Below are 25,551 nucleotides of genomic sequence, written 5' to 3'. Positions count from 1 at the left end.
AAGTTATAGACGGCCTGAGGAAGAGAATAGTTTCAGCTTCTTTTTGCAAACCACTCGGATTTAGGCTTGCGCGCCGGCTTCGCCTTAGAGCCGTCGTACTTGGCTGCCGCGGGTTTGGCATAGGTCGATTGGGACGCTGCCGGTCTGGCGCTGGCCGGTTTCGAAGCTTTTGGTTTGGCATTGGTTGCCACCGCAACTTTTGCAACGGGTTTATTCCTCATCGGATAAGGATGCTCTTTAATTTCGCGAATGTTTTTGCCGATCAACTTCTCGATATCTTTAAGATTCGAAAGTTCCTCCACCTCGCAGAAGGAGATGGCGATCCCGCTATTTCCCGCTCTGCCCGTACGGCCGATCCGGTGAACGTAGGTTTCCGGAATTTCGGGGAGGTTGAAGTTGAACACATGGGAAAGCTCATCCACGTCGATGCCTCTTGCCGCGATATCCGTTGCCACCAATACTCGCGTTGCGCCGTTTTTGAAATTCCTTAAGGCATGCTGCCGATCGTTTTGCGATTTATTGCCATGAATGGCCTGAGCGGTAATTCCCGCTTTGGTCAGATCTCGCGTAACGCGATCGGCGCCGCGCTTCGTACGCGTAAACACCAACGCCGAAGCTATGGTTTTATCTTGCAGCAAGTCGTTCAATAGCGCTTGTTTCTTCCCGTTTTCCAACAAATAAATAGATTGCTCGATTCGATCGACCGTAGAAGATACCGGAGTAATTTCGACTTTCACGGGGTTAACGAGTATCGATTTAATCATTTTCGATATTTCCGGCGGCATCGTTGCCGAGAAGAATAGGGTTTGTCTTTTACTAGGCATCTTGGCGATGATTCTCTTCACGTCATGAATAAAGCCCATATCCAACATTCTGTCGGCTTCATCCAGCACTAAAATTTGGACATGCTGCAGGTCAATCCGTTTTTGATTGATCAAATCAATGAGTCGGCCGGGTGTCGCGATAATAATATCCGCGCCTTGATTAAGCGCCCGCTCCTGCACTTTTTGCGATACGCCGCCAACGATGGCGGAACACCGAATATCGGAATATTGACTATACGCCTTAATGTTGTCGGCAATCTGAATAGCAAGTTCTCTTGTCGGCGTCAAAATCAAGGAGCGAATGCGGCGACCCGTATTCGGGATCGTTTTCTGCTCGCTTAACAGCTGAATAATCGGCAAGGAAAATGCCGCTGTCTTCCCTGTACCCGTCTGAGCGCAACCAAGTAAATCTCTGCCTGCCAGTACGGCGGGAATCGATTGTTCTTGAATCGGCGTAGGCGCCGTATAGTTCTCTTTGCTTAAAGCTTTTAAAATCGTGGGTGAAAGGTTCAAATCGTTAAATGTCATATTGTCTCCTTAGTTATACCTTCATATATTAGTCACGCAACTATAAATATCCATTATAGCGGTCTCCACTAACCGTTTCTTTACGTCATAACATACAAGTATAACACAGAACGGAACCATATCCCATTCTCCGGCGCAAAACAAAAAAACCGCGCAGCATCAAAGCTTCGCGGTTGTGTCGCAATATATTTTTATAATGGCTGAATTTTAAAAATCGTTACCAGCTCGTGCGCGGCCCTTGAATGGAATCCGTTGCCCGGTCGATGTCGTTCATCATGTCTTTGATGCGATTCAATCCTTGTTCCAGCTGCTTTTGATGGGAATCGAGGCGGTGGGCAAGCGATCTGATCTGCACCTGCGTCGGTGCTTGCGGCGCATTCGACAGCTCGATCAGCTCTTTCTCTATCGCGTCGATACCGAGCAAACCCGTACCGAGCATTTCGATGCCGAACTTCGCTTTGTCGGCGATGTGATCGATTTTCGAAGCCGTTTCTTTCGCTTGATTGTTGCCCCATCCAGAAATGTAGTTGTTTTGACCTACGGGCGGTGTGTAATCACTCATATGGACAAACCTCCTTATTTCTGATATTTATCCGTGATTTCATCGATTTTGTTGGTTAACTTATCGATTTCGTCCGTCAAGGTATCGATTTCGTTCGTCAGTTTGTCAACGTCCTTGATATTGCGTTGAACTTCGTCGATATTGCTAGTCGAAGCGATAACTTTGGACATAACCTCTTGCGCAATGGACGTTACAAGAACCTGCACATGATCGGGAGCGTTCTGTCCGACTTGCCCAACCAATCGGTCGATAAGAGGTTTGATTTGCGACAATGTCGTTGCGGCATTCGTTAATTCACGGCCGCAAGAGTTAAGCTCGGAGTCGATTTTATCGGCAACCCGGTCAATTTTGGATTGTGTGATCTGATCGATTTCTCTTATTACTTTATCGATATCGTTCGCCATCTCGCGTACTGCGCCTTTTCCTACTAACATGGACTACTCCTCCAGTTTGTTTACAAATTCTTGAATCACCTCTAATTATAAGGGAGAAGCCCCTGCTCTTCAATCCAAATAAGGGAAATTCACCAATTTATTTATGAGGTTAACAAAAGCCGTAAACGATAAATGTTACTTTGAAAATCATGGAGGCCGGCGAAATGTTTGGCTGCGAGGGCATTACACCTTTTTTGGTTTATGAAGCGATCGGCGGAAGAGGTGGGTCCCAGCAGGAAGTTGGCGCACCGTACGCTCCGATCTGAAAGTACTGGCTGCAAAGTCGCAATCCGGATCGCATTCGATACGTTGCAGCCGCAATCGAATTTGGCAATCATTTATCCTTTTAATCCGCTCCTGCACATCGCTGTAGATTTGGTATGCATCCTGCCGCTGCAGAAATCAATCCAAACAGAACACGAAAGCCGTAGTGCTATTCGATGGCCCTTGGACCGTCGGTTTTGAGCATCTGGAATTTGCTAGGCTTGGTCCGCTATTTAGACAGCAAGGAATACGAGAATACAGCGGCGAATAAGAAATAAATGCTGTTTACTGTGACGGACACGAACCCCAACTACGACGAACATCCTTTTCTTCCTGACGGGCTGGATAGCTGAAACTTCGATTTAAGGAGAGGAAATCACTATAAACCAGAAAAATTCTTGTAAGTGACGAACAATATGTTTGGACTGTTTCCCCTAGGAGTGGATAATTAAAATTCAACATCGTCATTCATTAAGATAAAACGTTTTTTCTATTATGGAGGGACTGAAATATGTTAGTTAAAGTGATGTCAGTTTTCAACTGCGATTCAGAAAAATTATTTCATGAAGTAAAAAAATCAAAGTCTCTTGTTTATATAGGAAAGCCACTTGTAAAATTTGTACAATTACCAAAACATCCCTTACCAGAAGTGTGGGAAGATGGTAAGTATCCTATCAAGATGTATATTTTGGGGTTTATACCAATGGGTAAACAATGGATAGTCATATCTGTCCATAATGACAATAAACGTATTAGAGACAATGGTTATAGTAATTTAATAAAAAAATGGGACCACAATATACACTTAACAGATATTGGTGACAACAAAACTCTTTATGTTGATACAATAGATATAAATGCAGGTATATTAACATATTTTATTGTGTTGTTTGCTAATGTATTTTACAGGTGGAGACAAAAAAGATGGAGCAAACTTATTAATAATAAATTTAATTATAACGTTTAACAGTCCTCACAAACAAAGGGAGGGATCTTTTTGTCGTATCAAGCGCAGTTAACAAATTTAGAAGTTTACCTGCTACACGTGAGGATGCACGGATTAAAAGCATGATGGTAATTGAGGTCCCCGTTGTTGATACGCGACGGGCCATCGAGTTATATGTTGGACTGCTTGGGTTCTATATCGATTTGGAGAAAAATCCTCCGTCCATTTGAAATACCGAAACAGAATTCTTTATTTCTCCTACGACCGGTATAAAAATCATGCTTCAGAAAACAGACGGAAGTCATATAGAATTAGGGGGAATACAATGAAATTTGCTTATATGTTAGTAGTCTTATTTATTCTGAGTTCATGTGCATCGGTAGTCTCGGAAGAAAGCAGCGAAGATAGTGCTATAAACAATGAAATTACGTCCAGCACTGAACCGAATGTATTACAAGATTCCCCCGGATATTTAGTTGAAAATGAAGGGGAACTATCTATTCAGGATTCTGAACCGGCTTTTGAAATGTGTGTGAGAGCGCTGACTGACTATTATAAAGCGATCTGGAACGGTACGGATATTGAATTGGATACATTTATAGAAAATAAAAACCTTAAACAGTATACGCAAAAGAAAATTCAATCCCAATATGATGTGTATGCCCAATTTGATGATAAGGTGCAAGATATTAAGATTGGCGCTTGGGAAGTGGAGTATACAGATGATGTTGATGGAGGTTTTCTTTATTTAAAATTACCTGTGCAAGTTAATATGACTGTGGGTAGTCGTGGAGAAGTTACTGAGTTTCTTGTACGTAATGTAAACGGCAAGTTAGTCATTGTTGATTGGTATACGGGTACAAAAGATGGTTATGATTTCACGGTTCGCGGAGAAAATCTAACGATTAACAACCCCGATATTTGGAATGATAGTGAATGGGTAAAGAAGTTAGAAAGTATTACAGATTGAATTTTTTGCTTAATAAGGGATAATGGCTTAGCGTTGTAAATACGCTTTTACAACGCTAAGCCCTTTTTCAAGACGATTCTCCCGGCTGCTCGAGCTGACCGGCGGCGGCGTGCCAGTCTAACTTTATTTTCTCCGAAACGAACCGTTCCCTTGAAAGAAGATGGACGAACGGATAAATTAATTTTTTTAATCCAGAAAGATCCCGATTTGATCCGTCGTTGTTGGAACGGCAGATGCGTTCTGCCTCTGATGTCTATAGCCTTGATAACTTCCTCAGTCGTCAACGGCTTGGAATTCGCTTTCGCACTTCGGTTTTATCATTAATTTCCATACCGTTCCCTCATTCCGTCACTCGATACCCACCCTTTAATTTTCATATATTCAGACGAATTCCTTTTTAGAGAGGTTCAATCTTTATCCCTGCACAATAAGAATAAGCAACCTTACGGGAATGGCGGGTATCCGAACTCAATACCAAGTTATTTTTCAAAATTTACGCTTCCGAATCCATGAGACCGATGAATTCCCGGATCGGCTGTCGTCTATATAAACGAAGGCATAAATGAACACAAACTAATTTGACGAAGAGGTGTTTTGAAAATGGCATTAACGTCCGCATTCACGAGCTTCAACCTGCCTGTAAAAAACGTAGAACAATCGAAAGCGTTCTTCACCGGACTCGGATTCGAGCTCAACCCGCAATTCCCCGAGAACGAGAATTCGGTAGCCATCGTGATCGGCGACAACCTGCAGGTCATGCTGATCAAACAAGCATTCTTTAATACGCTCACGGAGAAGGAATCCGTCGATACGAGCAAGTATGCGCAGATGACGATCGCCTTGGCCTTCGAGAGCCGGGAAAAGGTCGATGAAATCGTGAATACCGCGGTCTCCTTGGGCGGGAAATTGCACGCTGAACCTGAAGATCATGGGTTCATGTATCATTGGGGCTTCGTGGACTTGGACGGCCATCTGTGGGCCATTAACTACATGAACATGGATCCGGCACAAGGTTGAGGCTAACGGAGAGCACGCTCGTACTAGGGTTCAAAAAGAAAGACGCCGGGCATCTTCCCCGGCGTCTTCTTCGATGATTAGTTTTGTTCGGTATAGGCTTTGAAATTGTCCATGATCGCTTGCCAGCCTGCTTGCTGGAACTCGACGGGATTGGAGCTTTCCGCATCGAACGTTTCAATGACCTCATGCCGATTCACGACATCGTAGGCGCCGCCAAAATCAAAGCCCATGCTGCCATCCTTCGCTTCCATCCGTGTCAGTAACTTGCCGCCGACCCGCAGATCGTTTTCGGCTCTCGGCGTATGCCAGTCCTCGGACGCTTGATTCCACTTCGTGATGTGATCCGGCTCGGTCCAATAGCGCCATACCTTCTCTCCTTGCGAAGCTGGGCTTCGGTCCGTCGGCACAGTTCCGCCGTTTCGGTATCCGGCAGTACAGGGCCGCGGTCGACCCAAACCACAAAAAACAGCACACCTGTGGTTTCCCAGTGAATGTGCTGTAAAATGAAATCATTCGAACGTGCGTTAGCCTCTTATCGATCCACCTATTCGTTGATACATACCCTATTTTTACCTATCCGCCTCGCCTAATACAATGCACGACCCGTCAGCGCTACTTCATACCGTTTTGTCGATAGTTGTACAGCTCATTATGAAAACGATGAAAGGGAATCGATAACACTTTTATTTTTCGTTTTATTTTTGTTTTCTTTTTCGAAGGAAGTCGAGAATTGTCTAGTTGGTCGATATATTTGTCCATTTTTTCACGAAGCTTCAGGATGAACCCAATCGCTATGCGAGATTTGGACAACTCTTGGAGATCCGCTGCAAGAGCCACGCTCAGACTGCGAATATCCGGAAGGTGCAACGGCTTATTCACGAAAAATAACTCGGGCGTAAAATCCTCGCGATATTCCTGTCCGGGTACTTGCTTCCAAAAGTCATTCCATTCCTCTAATAGTCCCGTTTCATACAAGAAGTACTTCAAAAACCCGCATAACCAAGCCGTACAGCTTGTATTCCTTTGTTGGCATCCTAAACCTGTTGCAAGATGCCGGCACCCTTGACAGCAGGAGCCTCCATTAGAGATGCAAACTTTACAAATGGAATCGGAACCGATCTCGTCTAACGCATGGATACCCATGGTAATGACATTCTGTCTGCTAACCTGTATGAAAGGCTCGTCCGACTCGTGAAGGGATGGCGAATCTTGATGCAATGAATCCTTATCCGTAAAGCCTGGCACTCGCATCCACTCCTTATACTCAGTAGTATAACCATGAAGGAGAGCGTGAGCTATGAAACAAAATACTTGCCGGTATTTTTTATGATTGCTGTTTTAATTATAGGACATCCATACCGTATTCCCCAAAACCTCAAAGCCTTGTTTAAACCAAAAGTTGCGCGATTTATCCAATGTATAGACATACATTTTTTTATTAGGGTATTTCGCTTTAAGCCAATTCACAAAGAAAGCCGCATACCCACTGCCTTCATATTCCTTCAAAACATCCAACGCTTCAATAAAGATAAAATCGGTTTTGTTTTTAATATCAATATAGAAGTCCTTTTCCAAGTACTTCTCATCGTCGCTGAAATAATCCTTTTCCGCCTTGTGAATCAACTGTTTCCCTTTATCGTATTCCCAAATCACGCCGTACCCGACCATATTTGCGCCTGCTTCAATGATATGGATCTCTTTCGGAATTTCCGAGCTATCCTTCTTGCTCAATTCCCCCGCGTGATAACCGGACTTCAATTCGCTTAATAAGGTCTGCATGTCTTGATCAAATGGTTTTGAAATAATTGCTGGCATTTTCTATCTCCTCTTCTCTTTCCCCTATTGTATCAAATCATTAGTGATGGAACCAAATATTCGATCTCTTGGCAGAGTGAGTAAAGCAAAAGGAGCTGTCCCGCAGCTCCTTTTGCAATTCAGAAGTTAAACATTGCATTTTCAGTCTATAAACGAAATCTTCCTCATGATCTTGACTATCTGTTTAGGCAAGAAGCAAGCTGCAGGAAACGCGATGAAGAAGGCCATTCCCCACGTCGTCAGCCATGTTCCAATAAACCCGAATCGGAATCCCTCATTGACCGATACCATGAAAAATGAAATAATCGCAGACATGCTTAGTGCCATGAGAAAAGCGAAGGTGATTCGTTCGTATTTTTTATTGATTTTCAATGGAATTACTCCTCTCTACAATGATTTGATCCCTTTCAAGCAGTTCCCCGGGGGGAATGGTCGCATGCGGACTCACGACAATCCCATTCCCCGCAGGATCGCGCATAAAACGAAAGTCGCGAGTAGATTCATCCTTAGATGCGATTATCGTAAAATAACGAAGTCCGATTGCGGATTGATCGGGCTGCGGACCGCCGCTGCTTTCCCAAACATGAAATCCGAGATGATGATGATAATTACCGGAAGAGACGAATACGGCGCCCGGGATTCGCATCGATACGTGGAAACTAAGATCTCGCACATAAAATTGCTCGGCTTGGCTAAGGTCTGAAACCCGAAGAAGAATATGTCCGATTTTCCTATCCGTTGCAATTTCGGGCGAGTCGGATTGTAATTGACGGCTCGTTTCCAAAAGCTTTTGTGCCAGCTCCTGAGAACTAAGCGGCATGTGCCGAACAAGCTCCTCCTGCGTAAAATCGCGGGTAATTTCAATAAGAATGCCATCAGGATCGTTTACATATATCGATTCGTTTACTCCATGATCAGAGATCATTCGAATAGAATAATCCCTATCGAGTATTCGCTTCAGATGCCGAGCAAGCTCAATCCGATTCGGAGCAAGTATGGCCAGATGATCGATTCCGGTTTCATTGGATTTTCTTTGTACCGCTTCTTCTTCATTCAAAATAATTAACGGCTGCCCGGCAATCGTACCCAATACAGCGGACCGTTTGGTTTTCATTAATACATGGAGTCCGATAATCGAATGATAAAAATCGAGCGATTTTCCCAAATTGGCGATGTTTAAAGACACATAACCTACTGGAAAAGAAGCAGCCAATTTTATCTTTTTATCTGAGATTCGTTCCATTTTATCCTACCGCCTTTCGTTTAGTTTGGCGTATCAACCACCGCGCTGGACCATGTAATGCAATGGTTTCTGTGAAGCTTCCGTATCGCCTTGAATGAGTTCGGACATAAACTCTCCGAGATCCTCCGGATCATACCAGTTGGATCGAGCTATTCCTCTTGTCACACGTTCGCGCGTTCGAATGGGACCAATCATTAATTCGTATATTCTAGGTCCGATAGACCCTTGTTCGGCAGCCATTGTCAGTACAAGCGATTTTTTGGCGGCATTGGTTAACCCGATGATTCCTGCTCCCGGATAAGGCGTATCGGCGCTTAGACCGCTTAAATGAATCAGGGCTCCGTCCTTCTTAAGCAACGGAACAAGCGTCCGCAACGTGCGAAAGTGGCTTGTAAGATTATCCTGAACAGCCTGCTCCCAAAGCTCGTCGCTCACGTCGATCAGGCTTCTATTGGCAGCTCCCCAGTTTCCAATGGTGACGATTGCTCCGTCAAAGTGGCCAAATTGCTCTTTCAATCTGTCGGAAACCTCGCGGCTCCCAGCCAGATCCTGATCAAGATTTTCTTGCAAGGTGATTAAATTGCCGGTATCAACGCCGGAGAGATAGGCTCGTAATTGTTCAAGCTTTTCCTCATTCCGGCTAAGCGCGACTACCTTCGCTCCATGCTGGAGGAGAAGCTTGGTGACACCCTCGCCAATACCTCCGGTTGCTCCTGCTACCACGATCGTTTTTCCAAAAAGCTTATTCATATCGATTCTCCTTTCAAACTGGGTTGTTGATGATGCCCTATGAATGCTATTATAAATACAAGTATCCAAACATATAAGTACGCACTTTAATGTGACATACTGTCTTTAACGATACTATTGAGAATGGAGCGGTTTGCATGGAAATTAAACAGCCTGAAACCTGCCGAAGTGGCGTGGAAACTTCTCTGGAGATTATAGTGGGGAAATGGAAGCCGATCATTTTGCTGCATCTACTTCACGGTGGAACCAAGCGATTCGGGGAATTGAAACGGCTTCTCCCCGATATCACGCAAAAGATGCTTACTACGCAGCTTCGTGAGCTTGAGGAACAAGATATAATTACGCGGAAGGTTTATCCTGAGGTACCCCCGAGGGTTGAATATTCGGTTACGGAATATGGGCGCGGCCTATACGGCATCTTGCAGCAAATGTATGAATGGGGCTTGGCCCATCTAGAACATATGGCTAAAAAAAAATCTTGATGGGGCCGTTTGGACTGACATTCCTAATGATTCCTAAAAACACGTCTGCTTATGCGCAGATTTTAATGAACAAGATTGATCCGGTGGCGCTAAACCGCACAGAAAAGTCCCGAAAAATATTTTTCGGGACTTTTCTGTGCGTATGAGGATGGATGATGGATTTAATGGTTACATGCCGCTTACAACACTTCCGATTCATTTTCCGTGGCGATTCTGCGGTATTCATTTGGTGTAATCCCATATTCCTTTCTAAAGGCGCGATAAAACGAACGCAAACTGTTGAATCCCGAGTCGAACGCAATCTCCGTGACCGGATTCGTGGTAGACAGCAGCAGCATCTGGGCAAGGGCTACCCTCCGGCCGTTCACGTAATCCCGAAACGAGGTGTGGAGCTGGTCGGAGAAGATTCGCGAGATAAGAAATTTGCTGACCCCCAATTCTTTGGAAAGCATATCGAGAGTCACAGGCTCCAGGAATTGAAGGTCCACATAGGCAAGAATCCTTTGAATACTGTCCAGATCTTGGGCGTATTCTATTTTTTTCAGGGATAACAACGGAAGGACATGCCCTAATATGACAGAGGTGTAAGCCTTAAGCAAACGGCTATCGCAATTTGCCGTATATCGCTCGTATAATGCTTTCAACAGATTCGAGACGTTATAAACCAAGTGCTCCTTGGGAACCATCGGATTACCTGGAATATGCTTCGTTAAATCTCCCGTAAAATCCCCTGGAAAAGCAGCATCGAAAAAAAACAGCAAGATCCGACTGCTCTCTGTTGTTTTGTAGCTATGGGGCTGATTGGGAAAAATAACTGCCATGTCCCCTTCGGACAGAACATATTCCTTCTGATTGATGGCAATATGGATCTTGCCGGATAGGACTATCGTGATTTCAACGTGTTTATGCAGGTGAAGGGGATAAGTATTATCGGTTGATATAAAGGCATGAAACGGTTGATGACGATGCTGATATTTGATTTTCACTTATAAGCCCCCAAGGTAATCGGATTTCCCTATAAGCAGTGAAGTGTTGCTCCTCTCTTGAAAAAAAACCTTAATTCTATACTACCTCACATTGGTACAAGTACAAGAATTGGCGCAAAAAAAGTTTTTTTTGGCAGGTGCGAAATCCGTACAAGCTATAAAATGATGGGAGGTAAGCAGCGTGGGGCTTACTAGATCTTCCAATAGGGAAAGGAGCAATAAAAAAGATGAAAAGTAAAGGTAACCAATTCAGAAGAATCACGTCCGTCCTCTTAAGCATTGCGATTGTATTTTCATTGGCTTGGGTACTTCCCGGCGGCACGGGTTCGGCTCAATCAATTGAAAGCGCTTTCTACGGTGCATCCATCGCCGCGTTTCCCGGCGCGGAAGGCGGCGGCGCTTATACCAGCGGCGGTCGCGGAGGCGACGTATACATCGTAACCAACCTTAACGATTATATCGATGACGATGAACCTATCGAAGGGTCCCTTCGTCAGGGGATTATGTCTACCCCGGAAGAGGGTCGTACGATTGTTTTTAACGTATCGGGTACGATCGAACTGAAGAGCTCCTTAAGGTTCAAGAACATCAAAAACCTGACCATCGCCGGGCAAACCGCACCGGGTAACGGCATTACCATCGCAGGATGGGAAACCAATATCAGCAATTCGGAGAACATCATTATCCGGTACATCTCCTTCCGTCCAGGCGCATCGAATGTATTTAACGGCAGCGATTCCATGGATGCCCTTTGGGGAAGAGACAACAACTACTTCATCCTTGATCATTGTTCCTTTAGTTGGAACACGGATGAGACCCTTTCCACCTACAGGGGCGAGAACGGTACCATTCAGTGGTCTATTATTTCGGAAAGCTTGACGCTCTCCGGACATTCGAAAGGCAGACATGGCTATGGCGGTATTGCGGGCGGAGATAAAACCACCTTCCATCACAATCTTTATTTGAACCATACCTCGCGCAATCCAAGACTCGGCGGCGGGTATGCCGGCGCTGCAAACGCAGACCATGTAGCCGTACTTCAATTCTCCAACAACGTGATCTATAACTGGGGCTTCAATGGGGTTTATGGCGGCGGCTATACGTTTACTAATTTCATGAACAATATCGAGATTGCGGGACCGGGTACAAGAGACACTGTGGTCAATCGGGTTATTGAAGCAGGGGAAGCCAAGAAGCTTGGCGGTTTCTACATCTCCGGGAATAGGATCAACGGCGAGAATACAGGCTTGTTGGATGGATCTTCGGAGTACGTCAAAAATTCCGGCGACGCCGGCGGCGACAATATAACCACCTTTGCGACGGAACCGTATCTTTCCGCGGACAGCACGGGGGTCAATCACGGGATTGCCAATCCGGCGTTTGACGATTATGTTCGAAACGGTGTCGTGGAAGCGAATGACCAATTGCTGAACGCCGTCTTGCAGCAGGCAGGCGCAACCTATCCGCGCCGTGATGCCATTGATGCAAGAATCGTTGCGGAAGTGGAACAGGGACTCGGAAGATATATCAATACCGAACACGAAGTTGGCGGATACATCACGGACTTTGGTGTCGTTGAAGAACAACGTGCCGCGGATTTTGATACGAATCTAAACGGCATTGCCGATGAATGGGAACAGGAAAAAGGAATTTGGGGAGCCGAGGATGCCTATAAAACCATTACAGACAACGGCTATACCTGGCTGGAGCTTTATATCAACGGACTTGTAGATATGGGGCATGCAGCTGAAAACCCCGATGCGGAAATGACGACGCCGGCGAACAATGCGCAGTTTGCATTAGGCGAAGCGATACCCGTGAAGATTAAAGCTTCTTCCGAATTCGGACACCGCATCGATAAGGTCGCGGTATACAATGGTTCCGAGTATCTGGGTGACGCTGTGTTAAAAGGCAACAAGTATGAATATACCATCAAGGGTCTTCAGGATGCTTCTCACTATATTTCCGCAAGAATAACGGACTCAGAAGGAAACGCGACTCAAACGACCGCAGCCAACATTCATATCAACACGGATGACCGTGCATTAGCTGACGGAGATTGGTCGTCGATCGATATCGGCAAGCCGGACATCCAAGGCTCTGCAAGCCTAACAGAGGATACGATTACCGTCAAAGGGAACGGAAAGCTTGGCATGAGCGAGGGCAGCACGGAACAATCGGAAGAATCGGATGCTGCCAAAGACGATTTTCATTTCGTCTATAAGAAAGTGACCGGAGATATGGAGATCACGGCTAAGCTAGAGGAAATTGGATCCGTTGACAACCATGCATTCACAGGCTTGATGGTTCGCGATGACCTGAAAGACGATAGCGTAACCGCAGCCCTGGGGCTTTCCTGGGTAAAGCTCTCCAAAACTTACAGCTGGTCAACCTATTTGGCAGGACGCGAAACAAAAGGCGGAGATTTTAATGAAATGACCGAAACGCTGGACAGCGCTTCGAAAGCCGAAGAGGCGGGCATTCAGCTTGTGCCGGACATTCCATTTAAGATCAACGGCGTCGAACAGGGTTATTGGCTCAAGCTTGTCCGCAAGGGCGATACCTTTTATGCTTACGGCTCCGCCGACGGCAAAGAATGGACACCGATCGGCGAGAAAACGGTAGCGATGAAGGGCTCGGTATATGTTGGTTTTGCCGTAGACAGCAATGATGTTGCAAATGATATCGAGCAGTTGAACTATGCGAAGTTCTCGAATGTTAGCTTTATGGGTAGTTTTAAACCTAAAAGCAATGATGATTTGGAATAGTTGATTTTATAACAAATATAACCCTGATTACACCCGTATGGGTTGATCAGGGTTATTGTTAGTGTCTTGATGATTTTATTTATTAAGCAAGTATAGCAACAATGACTTTTGAACATGCATCCTGTTCTCGGCCTGTTGATAGATAACCGATCTGTCCGTTTCGATTAGTTCTTCTTCAATTTCGTATCCGGGATGAATAGGCATATCATGCATGATATAAGGCGAGTACCCTTTAAGGTTTTCCCTGTTCAACTGAAATGGCAGCATTTGCTCCGTTCTTCGATTCTTCTCATCTTGGTAATGGCTCTCGTGAAAAAACTCCATATCGATCCATGTATCCGTATAAACAAAATTAGACCTGGAGACAGCCTCAGACAGATTTTTCAAGTTTTCCACATAGCCGCTTTGGTAAGCATCCTGCATCAGTTCTTCATCCCATGAAGGGGTGTTGATAATAGGGGTTACCAGCAGAAGCCTGATACCTAATGAAACACAGCCTGCTACCAATGAATTTGCTACATTGTTATGTATACCGACATAAGTAATCGTAATTCCCGAAAATGTTCCCGAAATCTCATAAACGGTCATCAAGTCTGCTAACGCTTGACATGGATGATATTTATCGCAACAACCATTGATTACTGGAACTTTGGAGTACTTGGCTAATTCAAGTAAATCGGAATGTTTCTTTAACCTCGCCATGATCACATCGCAGTTCCTTGATGCATACTGAACCTCATATTGTATGGGAGAAATGCTGAAGTTACTTGAGTCCCAATCCATCGTAACGGAGTATCCACCCAATTGATTAATTCCGGACTGAAACGATAAGTTCGTTCTCGTCGATGTCTTTTGAAATAGCATTAGGAGACCTTTTCTTTTGCAAGCACGATCATATTTTTCGGGGTTCTTCTTTATCTCAATCCCCATTTGGATGATGGACTGTAGGGTTTCTTTATTCCATTCTTTTAATGATAGTAAATGATTCACGGGTCACCTCTTCTGTATTTTTATGCATAATAATGAATATAAATTCATCATATTGTAATAGGCAATATGTGTCAACCGTCTGCTTCCAACCCTAAAACTTTTGGCAATCAATTACGATTGCGGTATCCATGAAGCAGCATTGAACGGATAAAGGCAGCCAAGCGTCGCATACCCGTGCGACGCTCGTCTGCCTCTTTTATTATTTAATGCCCGAGAAGGTTATGCCTTGAATAAACGATCTTTGAACCAGAAAGTAGAGAACGATGATCGGAGAAGTGACCAGGACGGAGGCGGCCATCAGCATCTGCCATTCGGCCCCGTGCTGGGTTTTGAATGCCTGGAGCCCTAGCATGATCGTGTACTTGCTCTCATCCGACAAATAAATGAGCGGTCCCTGGTAGTCCGTCCAGCTCCCCATAAACTGGAACAGAGCGATCGTGAGCAAAGCGGGCTTGCATAACGGAAGCATGATTCCCCAGTAAATGCGCAGCTCCGACGCCCCGTCGATCCGTGCCGCATCCTCCAATTCCTTCGGCAGCCCCATGAAAAACTGCCGCAGCAGGAAGATATAGAACGGCGCGCCGAAGAATGCAGGCAGCCACAGCGGGATGGACGTTCCCACCCAACCGAAATTTTTGAATAAAATAAAGATCGGAATCATTGTTACTTGATAGGGCACCATCATGACGACCAAGGTCAGCGCGAAGAGCGGCTTCGAGCCTTTCCAGGGAATACGGGCGATCCCGTAGGCAACCAAAGGACAGGCGAACAAAACGCCGAGCGTCGCGAGCCCCGAGATGGTCAGCGTATTGCCCAAGTACTGGAAGAACGGCACGTAGTTGACCGAATCGGGATAGTTGCTCCATACCAGCATGCCGGGAATCCATTTCGGCGGCCAAAGGAACAGTTCGTCATCCGGTTTCAAAGAGGTGGAAAGCATCCACACGAACGGCATCAAGAAGAACAACCCGACTATGATCAGAAAAGCATGCGCGCCTGCGTGCCGGATGCGTTTAATGGATAACTGTGATTTCATAGGGCGATGCCTCCTAATCTTTCCCTTGATAATAGACCCAGCGTTTCTGAGAAACAAAGATCAACGCAGTCAGAATTACTACGATCAGGAAAAGGACCCACGCCATGGCGGACGCATAGCCCATCTTCAAATAGCCGAACCCGTTCGTGTACAGATACATGACGTAGAACATCATCGAGTTGGCCGGCGTACCCTGACCGTTCGACAGCGTATAGGGAAGCACGAAATTTTGCAAGGCTCCGATCGTTCCCATAATGAGATTGAAGAAGATGACCGGAGTCAGCAGAGGCAGCGTAATATGCCTTAACCTCTGGATCAAGCTCGATCCGTCCACCTCCGCCGCATCGTAATAATCCTGGGGGATGTCCTGCAAGCCCGCAAGGTAAATGACGATGGACTGCCCGACTCCCCATAAGCTCATCAGAATGAGCGACGGTTTCGACCAATGTTCGCTCCCCAGCCAGGCAGGACCCGGAATCCCGATCTGTTCCAGCCAATGGTTGACGAGTCCGAACTGCGGATTGAGCAGCCACAGCCAAATAATCGTCGTCGCGATGGGCGGCACCAGGCTCGGGATAAAAAACAACGTCCGGTAAATGCCTTGCCCGCGGATTTTCGCGTTCAAGACGAGCGCCAGCGCGATACCGAAAACCATGCTGACCGGGACGAAGAAGACCGTAAAATAAAGCGTATTATAAATGCTTACCCAAAAGACGGGGTCTTCGAACAACGTTTGATAGTTCTCGAAACCAACCCATTCTCCGGCGTCAAGGATGCTGTACGAGGTGAAACTGTAATAGATCGACATAATGAGCGGATAGGCATGGAATAACAGCAGCCCCAGTATCCAAGGCGATGTAAAAATAACGCCGTATAACACCATTTTTCGCTCGAATCTCGTTTTCTTGGCTTTGATCAATCGCCTCTCCTCCTCCTTTAGCCGGCTTTTATTTGATCTTGGCCAATTCGGCGTCCACGTTTTTCTTGACTTCATCCAGCAGCTGCTGCGCCTCGCCTTTGCCGTTTATGGCCAAATCCTGCACCCGCATCGCTTCGTTCCATAAGAACGAGCCAACCGGCGTGACCGGTCTTGTAAACGCATTCGGCATCATATCCAAAAAGATTTTGAGGTTCGGGTTATCCGCCAATTTCAGCTCATCGTTAACCGAAGGCATCACGGTAATATCGTTGCCTGCAGTCGGACGTTTGCTCCACAGCAGCGTACCTTCCTTATGGGCGACGAATTTCACGAATTCCCAAGCTTCGTTCGTATGTTTCGCTCCCTTCGGAATCACGTACGACCAGCCGCCGGCCCATGTAATCGAAGGATAGCCGTCCGCCGCCGGCATTGGCGCTACGCCCCATTCGAATTCCGGCTTATATTTGCTTAGATCGTTCAATACCCAGTTGCCGTCGAACACAAAGCCCACTTTCCCCGTCCAGAAAGGGTTCATCCCCGTCTGGCCGATCGCGGTCGAGAAGCTGGTCAAATTTTCGATATTGTATTTTTTCGCGTAGCCGGCCATCCAATCCAACGCCTTTACGTTTTGCGGATGATTCGGAGTCAGCTCGCCATTCTGCTCCCAGGCGCCGCCCCAATTCCATGCTTGCGTATAGAGGAAGCCTTGATTCATCCATGGGATAAATCCGATCTCGTCATATTTGCCGTTCTTGCCTTCGACGAAGATGGCTTCCGCCATTTCATCTAATTCGGCTATCGTCTTCGGAGGGTTATTGGGGTCCAAGCCCGCTTTTTCCATCAGCGTTTTGTTGTAATACATAGCCCGGTTATCGGTACCCCACGGCAAAGCGTAAACCTTTTTCTCATAAACGCTTTCGTCCCACACGCTCTTGTAGTAATCATCCGGGGATACCCCGCCGTTCTCGACGAATTCGGTCAGATCGGTAAGGGACCCCTTGGCCGCCCAGGAACCGATCAAGAAACGGTCGAACAAGGCGACATCCGGCGGATTTCCCCCGGCGATCGCGGTCAGCAGCTTATCCGACGATTGCGTCTGTCCCGACGATTCCACGAACGTCATCTTTACTTTAATGTTCGGGTGCTTTTTCTCGAATTCGTCGACGACGTACTGTTTGAATTCCTTCTGATAATCCCCGCCCCAAGGGAACCAGAAATCGATCGTTACCTGATCGCCGGGAGCAGCGTCCGGTTCTCCGTTGTCATCGATGACGGATGTGCCTGATTTACCGCTGCATCCCGCCAGTGCGAGAATGATCGCCAAGCCGATTCCAAGCAAGGCAGATATCCGTTTCTTTCCCTTCCAACCGGTTGTGCGCGCGTTACTTTCCATTGTTTAGCCTCCCTATTCTCAAATGATTGCGTTTGTCGTTTTCTTGGGGGTGACTAAATTGTATCCGCTTTCATAACTGCCGCATAAGGCGTATACTTTTGTTTTTGGTGTGTTATTTTGGTTCATTCCGAAACGGGAACATCAAAGTGACCTTCGTGCCGCCCGCTGGCCCGCTATCCAAATCCAAGCCATAGGGCTCCCCGTACGCAAGCTTGATTTGGCTATTAATATTTTTGAGCGCAAAATGCTCCTCCTGCGTAAAATCGTTGTCTTCCAGCGCTTTTTTGATTTGCTTCAGCTTCTCGGGAGCGATCCCGACGCCATCGTCGATGACCTCGAAGTAAAGAAGATCGTCTTTCCGCGTCCAGCGAATAGCAAGGCGTCCCTTTCCCCTCTTGTTCTCGATGCCATGGTAAATCGCGTTCTCTACCAGCGGCTGATAGACAAATTTCAATACCTGCTTATCCAGCAATTCGTTATCCACCTCCAAACTCACTTCGAACTTGTCCTGGTAGCGCACCTTTTGAACCGATAAGTAGCTCTCTACCAGAGATACCGCCTCTCTTACCGTAACCATATCCCTTCCGTCGCTTAAACTGATCCGCAAATAATTGGACAGCCCGAATATCATCGTACTGATGTCATCCACCTTGTAAATGCGGGAAATCCAATGAATCGAATCGAGCGTGTTATAAATAAAATGGGCATTGATTTGGGAGCCCAGCATTTTCAGCTGGTTTTCCTTTTTCAGAAGCCGCTGGATGTAGAGCTCGTTAATCAGGCTCTTGATCCGCGATACCATAAGATTGAAGCTGTCGAACAAAATACCGAATTCATCTCGTCGATGATGCACGATCTGCGTTTCGAAATCCCCTTCCTTCGCTTTGCGCATCGACTGAAGCAGAACCCGAACGGGTCGATGCATCAGCCGGGAGATGATCCAAGACAGAAGGACGGCCACGACCGTGAAGCAGGCGGCGAGATAGAGCGTATATAACCGGATTTCATTGGAATCCTTCACCAATTCCCGTGCCGAAGCCATTCCGATGAGCTTCCAGCCGCTCGTTGCCATTTGATCATACACGACGACCGTTTCTTCGCCTGCAACCGTCTCGTTTCTAATCCCGCTTCTCTCCGTTTCCGCGGCCAGCTCCAGATCCAAAGGATGCATGATGCTTCCGCCGTCGGCGTCCGCCATAACGTTGTTCGCCCGATCGACAATGATTGACCTGCCCTCTGCATTAAAATCAATTTCGGCTAATATGCGTTGAATTTCACCCGGGTCAATCTCGATCAGCAGGATGCCGATAATATCCCCATTGCCCCAAATATCTTTCAAAGCCCGGCCGTAACAGAAAACGGGCTTAGCCTCCTCCGATGGCTTTTTGTTCGGTATAAAGGAGGGCCGGATGCCAAACCATACCACGTGGCCGTCAGCCTCTATTATTTTTTTATACCAATCTTGCTCCCGTTGACCGTTCCGGGCGGGGGACATCGTAGTGAACGTGGGATCGCTGGTCAAGGAATAGGTATAGGAGGCCGTATGTTCTCCGAGTACGAATACATTCGCCGTATCGTTCCTCAAATTGGCGAAGCTGGATAAAAACTTATTAATATGTTCGGTATTCTGCATTCGCTCGTAATTGTCCCGAAATCCGCCTAAAATCCCTTTCTGCAAATCCCTGTAACCGAAAACGTAGTAAGATCGGTTTTCATATTCCTCCAAGATCATTTCCAGTCTCTTATTTGCCTGCTGAACCGTTTGGAGGGCAACCTTGCCCGCATTCTGCTGGATAATTTCTTGCGCTTTGTGGAAGGACAGATAGCCCATGACCATAATCGAGACCGTCATGCTGACAAAATAAACAATGAACATTTTGAATCCGACGAACCGCCACTTCGATGCTCTATTCATCTTGGTTCCACCTCCAGAGATAAGTCGAATGCCGGTCGATCAGATGCCAAGATCGCGGTACTGGCCAGGCGTCACGCCTTCGATTTCTTTAAACGTTTTGGAGAAATGGCGGAAATCCGCGTACCCTACTTGGTCGGCGATTTCATAGATTTTGAGCGAAGAGGTCTTCAGCAGCTGCTTCGCTTTGTTCATGCGCAGGCGGGCCAGATATTTACTGTACGTTTCCCCGGCCTCCTCGTGAAACACCTTGCTGAAATAAGAAGGATTCAGGAAAAGATGCTCGGCCGCATCGTTCATCGTGATGCCTTTCATATAATGCTGGTGGGAAAACTGCATGCCGAGCTCGACAATTCTCGTGCGATGGCCGGACCCTCGCGATTCGGAAGCGCAATGCAGGAGAGCGTGCCGCAAGGCATCCCCAAGCTGCGCCAACGGAAGGTCTGCGTTTACGATGGTTTCGTTGAACCTATCGATCCCCGGCGCCGTCCTATACGGATGCGCCGCCTCCCACTTCTGCCCTAAGCTTTGAAGCAGAAGCCTTATCCCGCGGGAAACATGGAGCGGCGAAATGCGTTCGCGTGCCGATTGCGCATGCTCGATCAATAGGTCGACCCCTTCATGAATAGCCCCGTCGTCCCCCAGCTTCATGGCCTGATGCACTCTCGTTTCCCAAGAGCCGTCCGGCCCGACATAAGCGTGAGGCTTGTATGCCTGTACGGATAGCTGACCCGAATCGTACACTTTCCCGAAACCGTCATAGAACGCATTAGAACAGGCATGCAGCGCTTCCTCGTAGCATTGCGCCAGTTCGGTCATGCTCCCCGGACCGCTAATTCCGATGCTTATGGTGAGGCCCAAATAGCGCTTTGCCGCATCGATTATCGCCTTCATTTCATCCGGGAAGGCATACTTCCTCCGCTTCTTCTTGCCGTCGTAGGAGCTATCCCCCGAGAACAATACGACCATTTCCGCGTCGGCGTTATGGTCGATCGGACAGGCAACGGCTTGTCCCCGTCCCGCGGCGATCTCTTCGGCAATATTGGCTAGGGCCATACGAATCCATGAACGGTCCTTCTCTCCGGAGGCCTTTGGCCCCCAAAGATGGATCTTCACCGCGAGTACCGTTAGCGCATGCGGGTTCAATGTCATATTCAAGGCTTGCCACTTTGCTTCCAACTCGCTTGGAGGATCGACGATGCCGCCAAGCAGCAGCATCTCCAAGAAGTGCTGCCGGGCAAGAGGCAGGCTTTCGCGGATGCGCCCCGACATCTCCGTTAGATGATGCCGGCGTTCGTTCTCTCGATCCAGATCGCTGACGCATCTCCGCACAACTTCCAAAAGCGCCGTTTCCTCGATCGGCTTCAACACATAATCGTAGGCGCCGTATTTCAGAGCTTTCTGGGCATATTCAAAATCGCTGTATCCGCTAATAATAATGACATAGACTTTCTTTGGCCGATTCCTTAGCGCCTCCATTAAATCCAATCCGTCCATCCTTGGCATCTTGATATCCGTAATAATAATGTCCGGCGATTCGTTCCGGATCCGCGTAAGCGCTTCTTCTCCATCCTCCGCTTCCCCGATCAGCTCGATGCCTTCCGAGAGCCAATCAATCGTTAAAGAAAGGCCTTGCCGAACCCATTTTTCGTCATCCACGACAAGCAGCGTATACATGCCATCTCTCCTTTTGACACCCGGATATTTGGTCCCAGCACCTTGATATATTTCGTGCCGGTATTTGGTTATCCTGTTCGAAGAACATCCCCTCCCGGTACAAAATTCCGATTAGCGGGATTTCCGGCAAGTTTTACTCATCTGTATAAAAATGTATACTAAAGTCATAACGGATTAGGAGGTAAAGCCCTGTGAGCTATGAGACCTATTTTCAGAACAAAAGAGAGCAACATCTGGATGAGCTGAAGCAATTTCTAACGATACCGAGCGTCTCGGCTTTGTCCGAACATAAGAAGGACATGATCGACGCCGCGAAATGGGTAGCCGCCAAATTGGAGACGGCCGGCCTTGAGAAGGTCGAGATCATTCCCACCGGAGGGCATCCGATCGTATATGCCGAGCATATTCAGGCGCCAGGCAAGCCGACGGTGCTCGTCTACGGTCATTACGACGTGCAGCCCGTCGATCCGCTTCATCTCTGGGAGACGCCTCCCTTCGAGCCGTCCATCCGCGACGGCAAGTTGTACGCTCGCGGCGCAACGGATGATAAAGGACAGCTTTTCTTGCATGTAAAGGCTATTGAAGCGCTATTGGATCAAGAAAATAAGCTTCCGGTAAACGTGAAATTTTGCATAGAAGGGGAAGAAGAGATCTCAAGCCCGAATCTGCCGGCCTTCATGAAGGACAATGCAGACAAGCTGGCTGCAGACGTCGTACTTATATCGGACACCTCGCTTCTTGCCAAAGGAAAGCCGGCTATTTCCACGGGCTTGCGCGGGCTATGCTCGCTTGAAGTAACGATTGCGACCGCCAATACGGATCTGCATTCCGGCACATTCGGCGGCGGCGTTCCGAACGCGCTGCACGCGCTGGTATCCCTGCTCGCTTCTCTGCACGATGGCCAAGGACGAGTCGCGATCGACGGCTTCTACGAAGGCGTCCCGGAGCTTTCCTCTGACATGAGAGAAGAATTTCTCAAGCAAGATCACGATGACGAACAATTAAGAGCCAATCTCGGTCTCGAAGCTTTGTACGGAGAAGAAGGCTATTCGTTTGTCGAGCGGACCGGCGTAAGACCGACGCTCGAGCTAAACGGCGTGTATGGCGGATTTCAAGGCGAAGGCACGAAGACCGTCATCCCGAAGGAAGCTCATGCCAAGATTACTTGCCGTCTTGTCGGCGATCAGGATCCGGCGCGCATATTGGATAGAATTGCGGCTCATCTGGAATCCCATGTCATGCCTGGTGCGAGGCTCGTTATTAAACGCGGCGAACAAGCCCGCGCATTCAACATGGATCCCTCGCATCCCATGCTTCAGAAGGCGGCGGATGCCTATGAACAAGTGTACGGCACCCGCGCCCTGTTCACGAAGGACGGCGGGTCGATTCCGATTGTCGAAACGTTCTCCCGTATCTTGCAGGCACCCGTCGTCATGATGGGCTTCGGCCTCCCGGACGAAAACCTGCATGCGCCGAACGAGCATTTCAATCTGGACAACTTCGACAAGGGCTTGCTCACGATCGTAGCATTCTTGAAACAACTTTAAACTTATAAGAGGCTGTTTTTACCCGATGAGGGCGGTGGAAGGTGCGAAGTTGCTATACTGGATCATTGCAGCAACTTTAGGCTGTTTCGCGCCATATCGAGAGCTACATTGGATATTCGCAATAGACCTCTGTTTTGTGCCCAAAATGCCGTCAAACGCTCAAAGTTACCGCGAAAATCCAACATAGCAGCCAGAGTTTAGCTGCATACGCACACAGGGGCTGTCCCTAAGCCATTGGCTTTTGGGACAGCCCCAAGATCATTAAACAGAATCCGACAGCTCCATCCACAACGCCAGAAGCGCATCGAGCTTGGATTGCCCCTCTTCCCTCTCACGCCACCACGCTTCAAGCTCGGCGGCATCGCCGATGCGATCGAGACGCATCAGCTCTTCATCGGTACGAGCCAGCTCCGCTTCCATTGCGGCAATCTCAAGCTCCAGCTGCTCGCGCCTCCGCTCGATTTTGCGTGCCGGGCCGCTGCTGCTTTGGGCCGCTTTCGCTTCCGTCTGCAGCCGATCGGACGCCGGCGTCGACGCCGACGATGGCTCTTCTCCGCGCTTCTCCTTGAAATCATCGTAATTGCCGAGATACGCGGTAATCCTGCCTTGCTTCAGCTCCCATACGCGCTTTGCAAGTCGATTAATAAAATACCGGTCATGGGAAATCGCCAATATCGTTCCCGGAAAATCTTCCAACGCCTCCTCCAGCGCTTCGCGCGAGGCCATATCGAGATGATTCGTCGGCTCATCCAGCAAAAGCAGATTCGGCTTGCGCCTCACAAGCAGGGCTAGCCGCAGACGCGACCATTCGCCGCCGGAGAGCATTTGCAGCGGCTTGAACACGTCGGCGCCATAGAACAAATATTTCGCCAGCGTGCTTCGCGCTTCGCCTTCCTCCAAGCCTCCCTCGGTGCGGAAATAGTCCAATACCGTCAACTTATGATCCCTCGCCGGCTCCTGCTGTGCCAAATAACCGATTTCCACGTGCGCCCCCCGCTCCAGCTTGCCGGCATCCGGCTCAATCGCGCCCAGAAGCAGCTTGAAAAGCGTCGTTTTCCCCGATCCGTTATCTCCGAGCAGCATGACCTTCTCGCCATACGTCAGGCTTCCCTCTGCACCGTTTAATATGGCGTTTTCACCGAATCGTTTCGTCACGCCTTCGAATGAGACGACCCTGCGACCGGAACGATCCAGAGGAGATATCTCGAAATCCGCCGTTTTCCGCTCCAGGACGGGGCGTTTGACCGTCTCCATCCTCTCCAAAGCTTTGCGAATCGAGGCTGCCCGTTTGAAAAATTTCCCGTTATCTCCGATGCGTCCCCATTCCTCCAGCTGGCGAATCGTTTCTTTCATTTTTTTGATCGCCTTCTGCTGCTCCTGGAACTGGGCGAACTGTTGCAAAAGACGCTCTTCTTTCTCCTTCATATATCCGCTGTAGTTGGTGAGATACGTATATGCCTCCCCATCCTCCAGTTCGATCATTTTCGTGCCTACGGCATCGAGAAAATAACGGTCATGCGACACGATAACGCATGCGCCTTCATAACGCTGAAGAAACTGCTCCAGCCACTCGATCCCTTTGAGATCCAGGTGATTCGTCGGTTCATCCAGCAGCAGCAAAGCCGGACGGACGACCAACTGGGAAGCCAGAACGACACGCGTCTTCTCGCCCCCGGACAAACTGCCAAATTTCCGCCGGTCATTGCGTCGGTCGATTTGCAAGCCGCTCGCCACTTGAGCGATAGCCGTATCCATCTCATAGCCTCCGCCTTGTTCGAACCGCTCTTGCGCAAGGGCATACGCCCCTAGCAGCCGCTCCATCGCTTCGGGATCGGCGGACGCCTCGGAGCCGGACATCCGCTGCTCGATGTCCGACATTTCCCGCTTGACGGCCATCAGTTCCCGATAACCGTAGGCGAGCACCTCATAGACGGTAAGCTCCTCGAACTCCGCAGGGATTTGCGGCAAATAGCCGATCGGCAAATCCTTCTTGACGGTCAGCATGCCCTCGTCTATTTGCTCATGGCCCGAAATGAGCCGGAGCAGCGTCGATTTTCCGCTTCCGTTGCGACCGATCAAGCCGACCTTTTCGCCTTCTTGAAGCTGAAGCGTCACCCCGTCCAAAACAAGGTTCGCCGCATGGTATTTTTTGATCTGTTGAACGTTGACGATTATCATTTTAAAGAGCCTCCTGTTGGATGAAGACCCTACTTGATGCACAAAAAAAGAGCCGCGGCAACAAGCCCGCGACCCTCTGGATAATAAAGCGATCCGTTGTGGTTAAGGTAGGCGTCTTCTCGCGAATGGTTCAAACGTATGATCGTAATTGGACAGACTGATCCCGTTCGCGGAAAATGCATGAACAATGCCAGCCGTAGCAATCGGCAGCTGGCTAATACGGTTGTTGGCCATTTCGTGATTCACCTTCCTCACCCCCTTCACATTTGTATATCTACGTTAACATAAACCAAGTTATCATAGCAACATT

General features: G+C 48.0%; 24 protein-coding genes. 6 read left to right on the top strand and 18 right to left on the bottom strand.

Annotated features, from left to right (window positions below):
* Positions 1-32: 32 nt before the first annotated feature.
* The 3 genes from J2T14_RS27005 to J2T14_RS26995 form a co-directional block, all read right to left on the bottom strand.
* Positions 33-1,352, bottom strand: a complete 1,320-nt coding sequence (locus J2T14_RS27005; protein WP_307475934.1) for a DEAD/DEAH box helicase — start codon at positions 1,350-1,352, stop codon at positions 33-35.
* 217 nt (positions 1,353-1,569) lie between these two features.
* Positions 1,570-1,914: a hypothetical protein gene (locus tag J2T14_RS27000; protein WP_307206255.1), complete on the bottom strand. Its 345-nt coding sequence runs from the start codon at positions 1,912-1,914 to the stop codon at positions 1,570-1,572.
* A gap of 14 nt (positions 1,915-1,928) precedes the next feature.
* Positions 1,929-2,348, bottom strand: coding sequence for a hypothetical protein (locus J2T14_RS26995; RefSeq protein ID WP_307206256.1), 420 nt, complete (start codon positions 2,346-2,348; stop codon positions 1,929-1,931).
* 775 nt (positions 2,349-3,123) lie between these two features.
* On the opposite strand from J2T14_RS26995, the gene J2T14_RS26990 reads away from it, so the two are divergent.
* From J2T14_RS26990 to J2T14_RS26980, 3 genes are all read left to right on the top strand, one after another.
* Positions 3,124-3,579, top strand: coding sequence for a hypothetical protein (locus J2T14_RS26990; protein ID WP_307475931.1), 456 nt, complete (start codon positions 3,124-3,126; stop codon positions 3,577-3,579).
* A 304-nt stretch (positions 3,580-3,883) separates the two neighbouring features.
* Positions 3,884-4,528, top strand: coding sequence for a hypothetical protein (locus tag J2T14_RS26985; RefSeq protein WP_307475930.1), 645 nt, complete (start codon positions 3,884-3,886; stop codon positions 4,526-4,528).
* Between the two features lie 600 nt (positions 4,529-5,128).
* Positions 5,129-5,545, top strand: a complete 417-nt coding sequence (locus J2T14_RS26980) for a VOC family protein (protein ID WP_307475928.1) — start codon at positions 5,129-5,131, stop codon at positions 5,543-5,545.
* 77 nt (positions 5,546-5,622) lie between these two features.
* On the opposite strand, the gene J2T14_RS26975 is transcribed toward J2T14_RS26980, so the two are convergent.
* The 6 genes from J2T14_RS26975 to J2T14_RS26950 form a co-directional block, all read right to left on the bottom strand.
* A complete protein-coding gene (locus J2T14_RS26975; RefSeq protein ID WP_307475926.1) occupies positions 5,623-5,952 on the bottom strand; it encodes an SRPBCC domain-containing protein in 330 nt (109 codons plus the stop codon).
* A gap of 205 nt (positions 5,953-6,157) precedes the next feature.
* Entirely contained in the window at positions 6,158-6,688 is a 531-nt protein-coding gene (locus J2T14_RS26970; protein WP_307475924.1) for a DNA mismatch repair protein, read from the bottom strand.
* A gap of 195 nt (positions 6,689-6,883) precedes the next feature.
* Complete coding sequence (locus J2T14_RS26965; protein ID WP_307475922.1) at positions 6,884-7,360, bottom strand: GCN5 family acetyltransferase; 477 nt, start codon at positions 7,358-7,360, stop codon at positions 6,884-6,886.
* A 141-nt stretch (positions 7,361-7,501) separates the two neighbouring features.
* Positions 7,502-7,732, bottom strand: a complete 231-nt coding sequence (locus J2T14_RS26960; protein ID WP_307206261.1) for a DUF2798 domain-containing protein — start codon at positions 7,730-7,732, stop codon at positions 7,502-7,504.
* On the bottom strand, positions 7,719-8,603 hold the full coding sequence (locus J2T14_RS26955; RefSeq protein ID WP_307475920.1) for a VOC family protein: 885 nt from the start codon (positions 8,601-8,603) through the stop codon (positions 7,719-7,721). Before J2T14_RS26955 ends, J2T14_RS26960 begins: the two co-directional genes overlap by 14 nt.
* A 33-nt stretch (positions 8,604-8,636) precedes the next feature.
* Positions 8,637-9,353: an SDR family oxidoreductase gene (locus J2T14_RS26950; RefSeq protein WP_307475918.1), complete on the bottom strand. Its 717-nt coding sequence runs from the start codon at positions 9,351-9,353 to the stop codon at positions 8,637-8,639.
* A 137-nt stretch (positions 9,354-9,490) separates the two neighbouring features.
* On the opposite strand from J2T14_RS26950, the gene J2T14_RS26945 reads away from it, so the two are divergent.
* On the top strand, positions 9,491-9,835 hold the full coding sequence (locus J2T14_RS26945; RefSeq protein WP_307206264.1) for a winged helix-turn-helix transcriptional regulator: 345 nt from the start codon (positions 9,491-9,493) through the stop codon (positions 9,833-9,835).
* Between the two features lie 179 nt (positions 9,836-10,014).
* Here J2T14_RS26945 and J2T14_RS26940 read toward each other — a convergent pair whose 3' ends face one another.
* Positions 10,015-10,821, bottom strand: a complete 807-nt coding sequence (locus J2T14_RS26940) for an AraC family transcriptional regulator (RefSeq protein WP_307475916.1) — start codon at positions 10,819-10,821, stop codon at positions 10,015-10,017.
* A 227-nt stretch (positions 10,822-11,048) separates the two neighbouring features.
* Here J2T14_RS26940 and J2T14_RS26935 point away from each other — a divergent pair, with 227 nt between their 5' ends.
* Positions 11,049-13,589 (top strand): Ig-like domain-containing protein, encoded by a 2,541-nt coding sequence (locus J2T14_RS26935; RefSeq protein ID WP_307475914.1) that lies wholly within the window; start codon positions 11,049-11,051, stop codon positions 13,587-13,589.
* Positions 13,590-13,664: 75 nt separating this feature from the next.
* Here the strand turns inward: J2T14_RS26935 and J2T14_RS26930 are convergent, their stop codons facing one another.
* The 6 genes from J2T14_RS26930 to J2T14_RS26905 form a co-directional block, all read right to left on the bottom strand.
* Entirely contained in the window at positions 13,665-14,579 is a 915-nt protein-coding gene (locus J2T14_RS26930; RefSeq protein ID WP_307475912.1) for an ornithine carbamoyltransferase, read from the bottom strand.
* Between the two features lie 199 nt (positions 14,580-14,778).
* Positions 14,779-15,615, bottom strand: coding sequence for a carbohydrate ABC transporter permease (locus J2T14_RS26925; protein ID WP_307475910.1), 837 nt, complete (start codon positions 15,613-15,615; stop codon positions 14,779-14,781).
* 13 nt (positions 15,616-15,628) lie between these two features.
* The gene (locus J2T14_RS26920; protein ID WP_307475908.1) at positions 15,629-16,534 is read right to left on the bottom strand and encodes a carbohydrate ABC transporter permease; all 906 of its coding nucleotides are present in this window, start codon (positions 16,532-16,534) and stop codon (positions 15,629-15,631) included.
* 28 nt (positions 16,535-16,562) lie between these two features.
* Positions 16,563-17,927 carry an ABC transporter substrate-binding protein gene (locus tag J2T14_RS26915; RefSeq protein ID WP_307475906.1) on the bottom strand — a complete coding sequence of 455 codons (1,365 nt, stop codon included), beginning with the start codon at positions 17,925-17,927 and terminating at the stop codon, positions 16,563-16,565.
* A gap of 112 nt (positions 17,928-18,039) precedes the next feature.
* A complete protein-coding gene (locus tag J2T14_RS26910; RefSeq protein WP_307475904.1) occupies positions 18,040-19,842 on the bottom strand; it encodes a cache domain-containing sensor histidine kinase in 1,803 nt (600 codons plus the stop codon).
* Between the two features lie 39 nt (positions 19,843-19,881).
* A complete protein-coding gene (locus tag J2T14_RS26905) occupies positions 19,882-21,516 on the bottom strand; it encodes a response regulator (protein WP_307475902.1) in 1,635 nt (544 codons plus the stop codon).
* Positions 21,517-21,707: 191 nt separating this feature from the next.
* On the opposite strand from J2T14_RS26905, the gene J2T14_RS26900 reads away from it, so the two are divergent.
* Positions 21,708-23,063, top strand: coding sequence for a dipeptidase (locus J2T14_RS26900; protein ID WP_307475900.1), 1,356 nt, complete (start codon positions 21,708-21,710; stop codon positions 23,061-23,063).
* Positions 23,064-23,324: 261 nt separating this feature from the next.
* Here the strand turns inward: J2T14_RS26900 and J2T14_RS26895 are convergent, their stop codons facing one another.
* Both J2T14_RS26895 and J2T14_RS26890 read right to left on the bottom strand, forming a co-directional pair.
* Positions 23,325-25,241 carry an ABC-F family ATP-binding cassette domain-containing protein gene (locus J2T14_RS26895; protein WP_307475898.1) on the bottom strand — a complete coding sequence of 639 codons (1,917 nt, stop codon included), beginning with the start codon at positions 25,239-25,241 and terminating at the stop codon, positions 23,325-23,327.
* 102 nt (positions 25,242-25,343) lie between these two features.
* Complete coding sequence (locus tag J2T14_RS26890) at positions 25,344-25,487, bottom strand: hypothetical protein (protein ID WP_307206274.1); 144 nt, start codon at positions 25,485-25,487, stop codon at positions 25,344-25,346.
* Positions 25,488-25,551: the final 64 nt, after the last annotated feature.

It is taken from the genome of Paenibacillus harenae, from assembly GCF_030812415.1.
GTDB classification, from domain to species: Bacteria; Bacillota; Bacilli; order Paenibacillales; family Paenibacillaceae; genus Pristimantibacillus; species Pristimantibacillus harenae_A.
This window is presented reverse-complemented; position numbering and strand designations above follow the sequence as displayed.

What these genes read in the sequence shown, in the direction of transcription:
- J2T14_RS27000 (WP_307206255.1), bottom strand. Translation starts at nt 1,914, where the DNA reads ATGAGTGATTACACACCGCCCGTAGGTCAAAACAACTACATTTCTGGA.
- J2T14_RS26905 (WP_307475902.1), bottom strand. Translation starts at nt 21,516, where the DNA reads ATGTATACGCTGCTTGTCGTGGATGACGAAAAATGGGTTCGGCAAGGC.
- J2T14_RS26985 (WP_307475930.1), top strand. Translation starts at nt 3,884, where the DNA reads ATGAAATTTGCTTATATGTTAGTAGTCTTATTTATTCTGAGTTCATGT.
- J2T14_RS26995 (WP_307206256.1), bottom strand. Translation starts at nt 2,348, where the DNA reads ATGTTAGTAGGAAAAGGCGCAGTACGCGAGATGGCGAACGATATCGAT.
- J2T14_RS26980 (WP_307475928.1), top strand. Translation starts at nt 5,129, where the DNA reads ATGGCATTAACGTCCGCATTCACGAGCTTCAACCTGCCTGTAAAAAAC.
- J2T14_RS26990 (WP_307475931.1), top strand. Translation starts at nt 3,124, where the DNA reads ATGTTAGTTAAAGTGATGTCAGTTTTCAACTGCGATTCAGAAAAATTA.
- J2T14_RS26950 (WP_307475918.1), bottom strand. Translation starts at nt 9,353, where the DNA reads ATGAATAAGCTTTTTGGAAAAACGATCGTGGTAGCAGGAGCAACCGGA.
- J2T14_RS26970 (WP_307475924.1), bottom strand. Translation starts at nt 6,688, where the DNA reads ATGGGTATCCATGCGTTAGACGAGATCGGTTCCGATTCCATTTGTAAA.
- J2T14_RS26955 (WP_307475920.1), bottom strand. Translation starts at nt 8,603, where the DNA reads ATGGAACGAATCTCAGATAAAAAGATAAAATTGGCTGCTTCTTTTCCA.
- J2T14_RS26895 (WP_307475898.1), bottom strand. Translation starts at nt 25,241, where the DNA reads ATGATAATCGTCAACGTTCAACAGATCAAAAAATACCATGCGGCGAAC.
- J2T14_RS26925 (WP_307475910.1), bottom strand. Translation starts at nt 15,615, where the DNA reads ATGAAATCACAGTTATCCATTAAACGCATCCGGCACGCAGGCGCGCAT.
- J2T14_RS26945 (WP_307206264.1), top strand. Translation starts at nt 9,491, where the DNA reads ATGGAAATTAAACAGCCTGAAACCTGCCGAAGTGGCGTGGAAACTTCT.
- J2T14_RS26935 (WP_307475914.1), top strand. Translation starts at nt 11,049, where the DNA reads ATGAAAAGTAAAGGTAACCAATTCAGAAGAATCACGTCCGTCCTCTTA.
- J2T14_RS26910 (WP_307475904.1), bottom strand. Translation starts at nt 19,842, where the DNA reads ATGAATAGAGCATCGAAGTGGCGGTTCGTCGGATTCAAAATGTTCATT.
- J2T14_RS26965 (WP_307475922.1), bottom strand. Translation starts at nt 7,360, where the DNA reads ATGCCAGCAATTATTTCAAAACCATTTGATCAAGACATGCAGACCTTA.
- J2T14_RS26915 (WP_307475906.1), bottom strand. Translation starts at nt 17,927, where the DNA reads ATGGAAAGTAACGCGCGCACAACCGGTTGGAAGGGAAAGAAACGGATA.
- J2T14_RS27005 (WP_307475934.1), bottom strand. Translation starts at nt 1,352, where the DNA reads ATGACATTTAACGATTTGAACCTTTCACCCACGATTTTAAAAGCTTTA.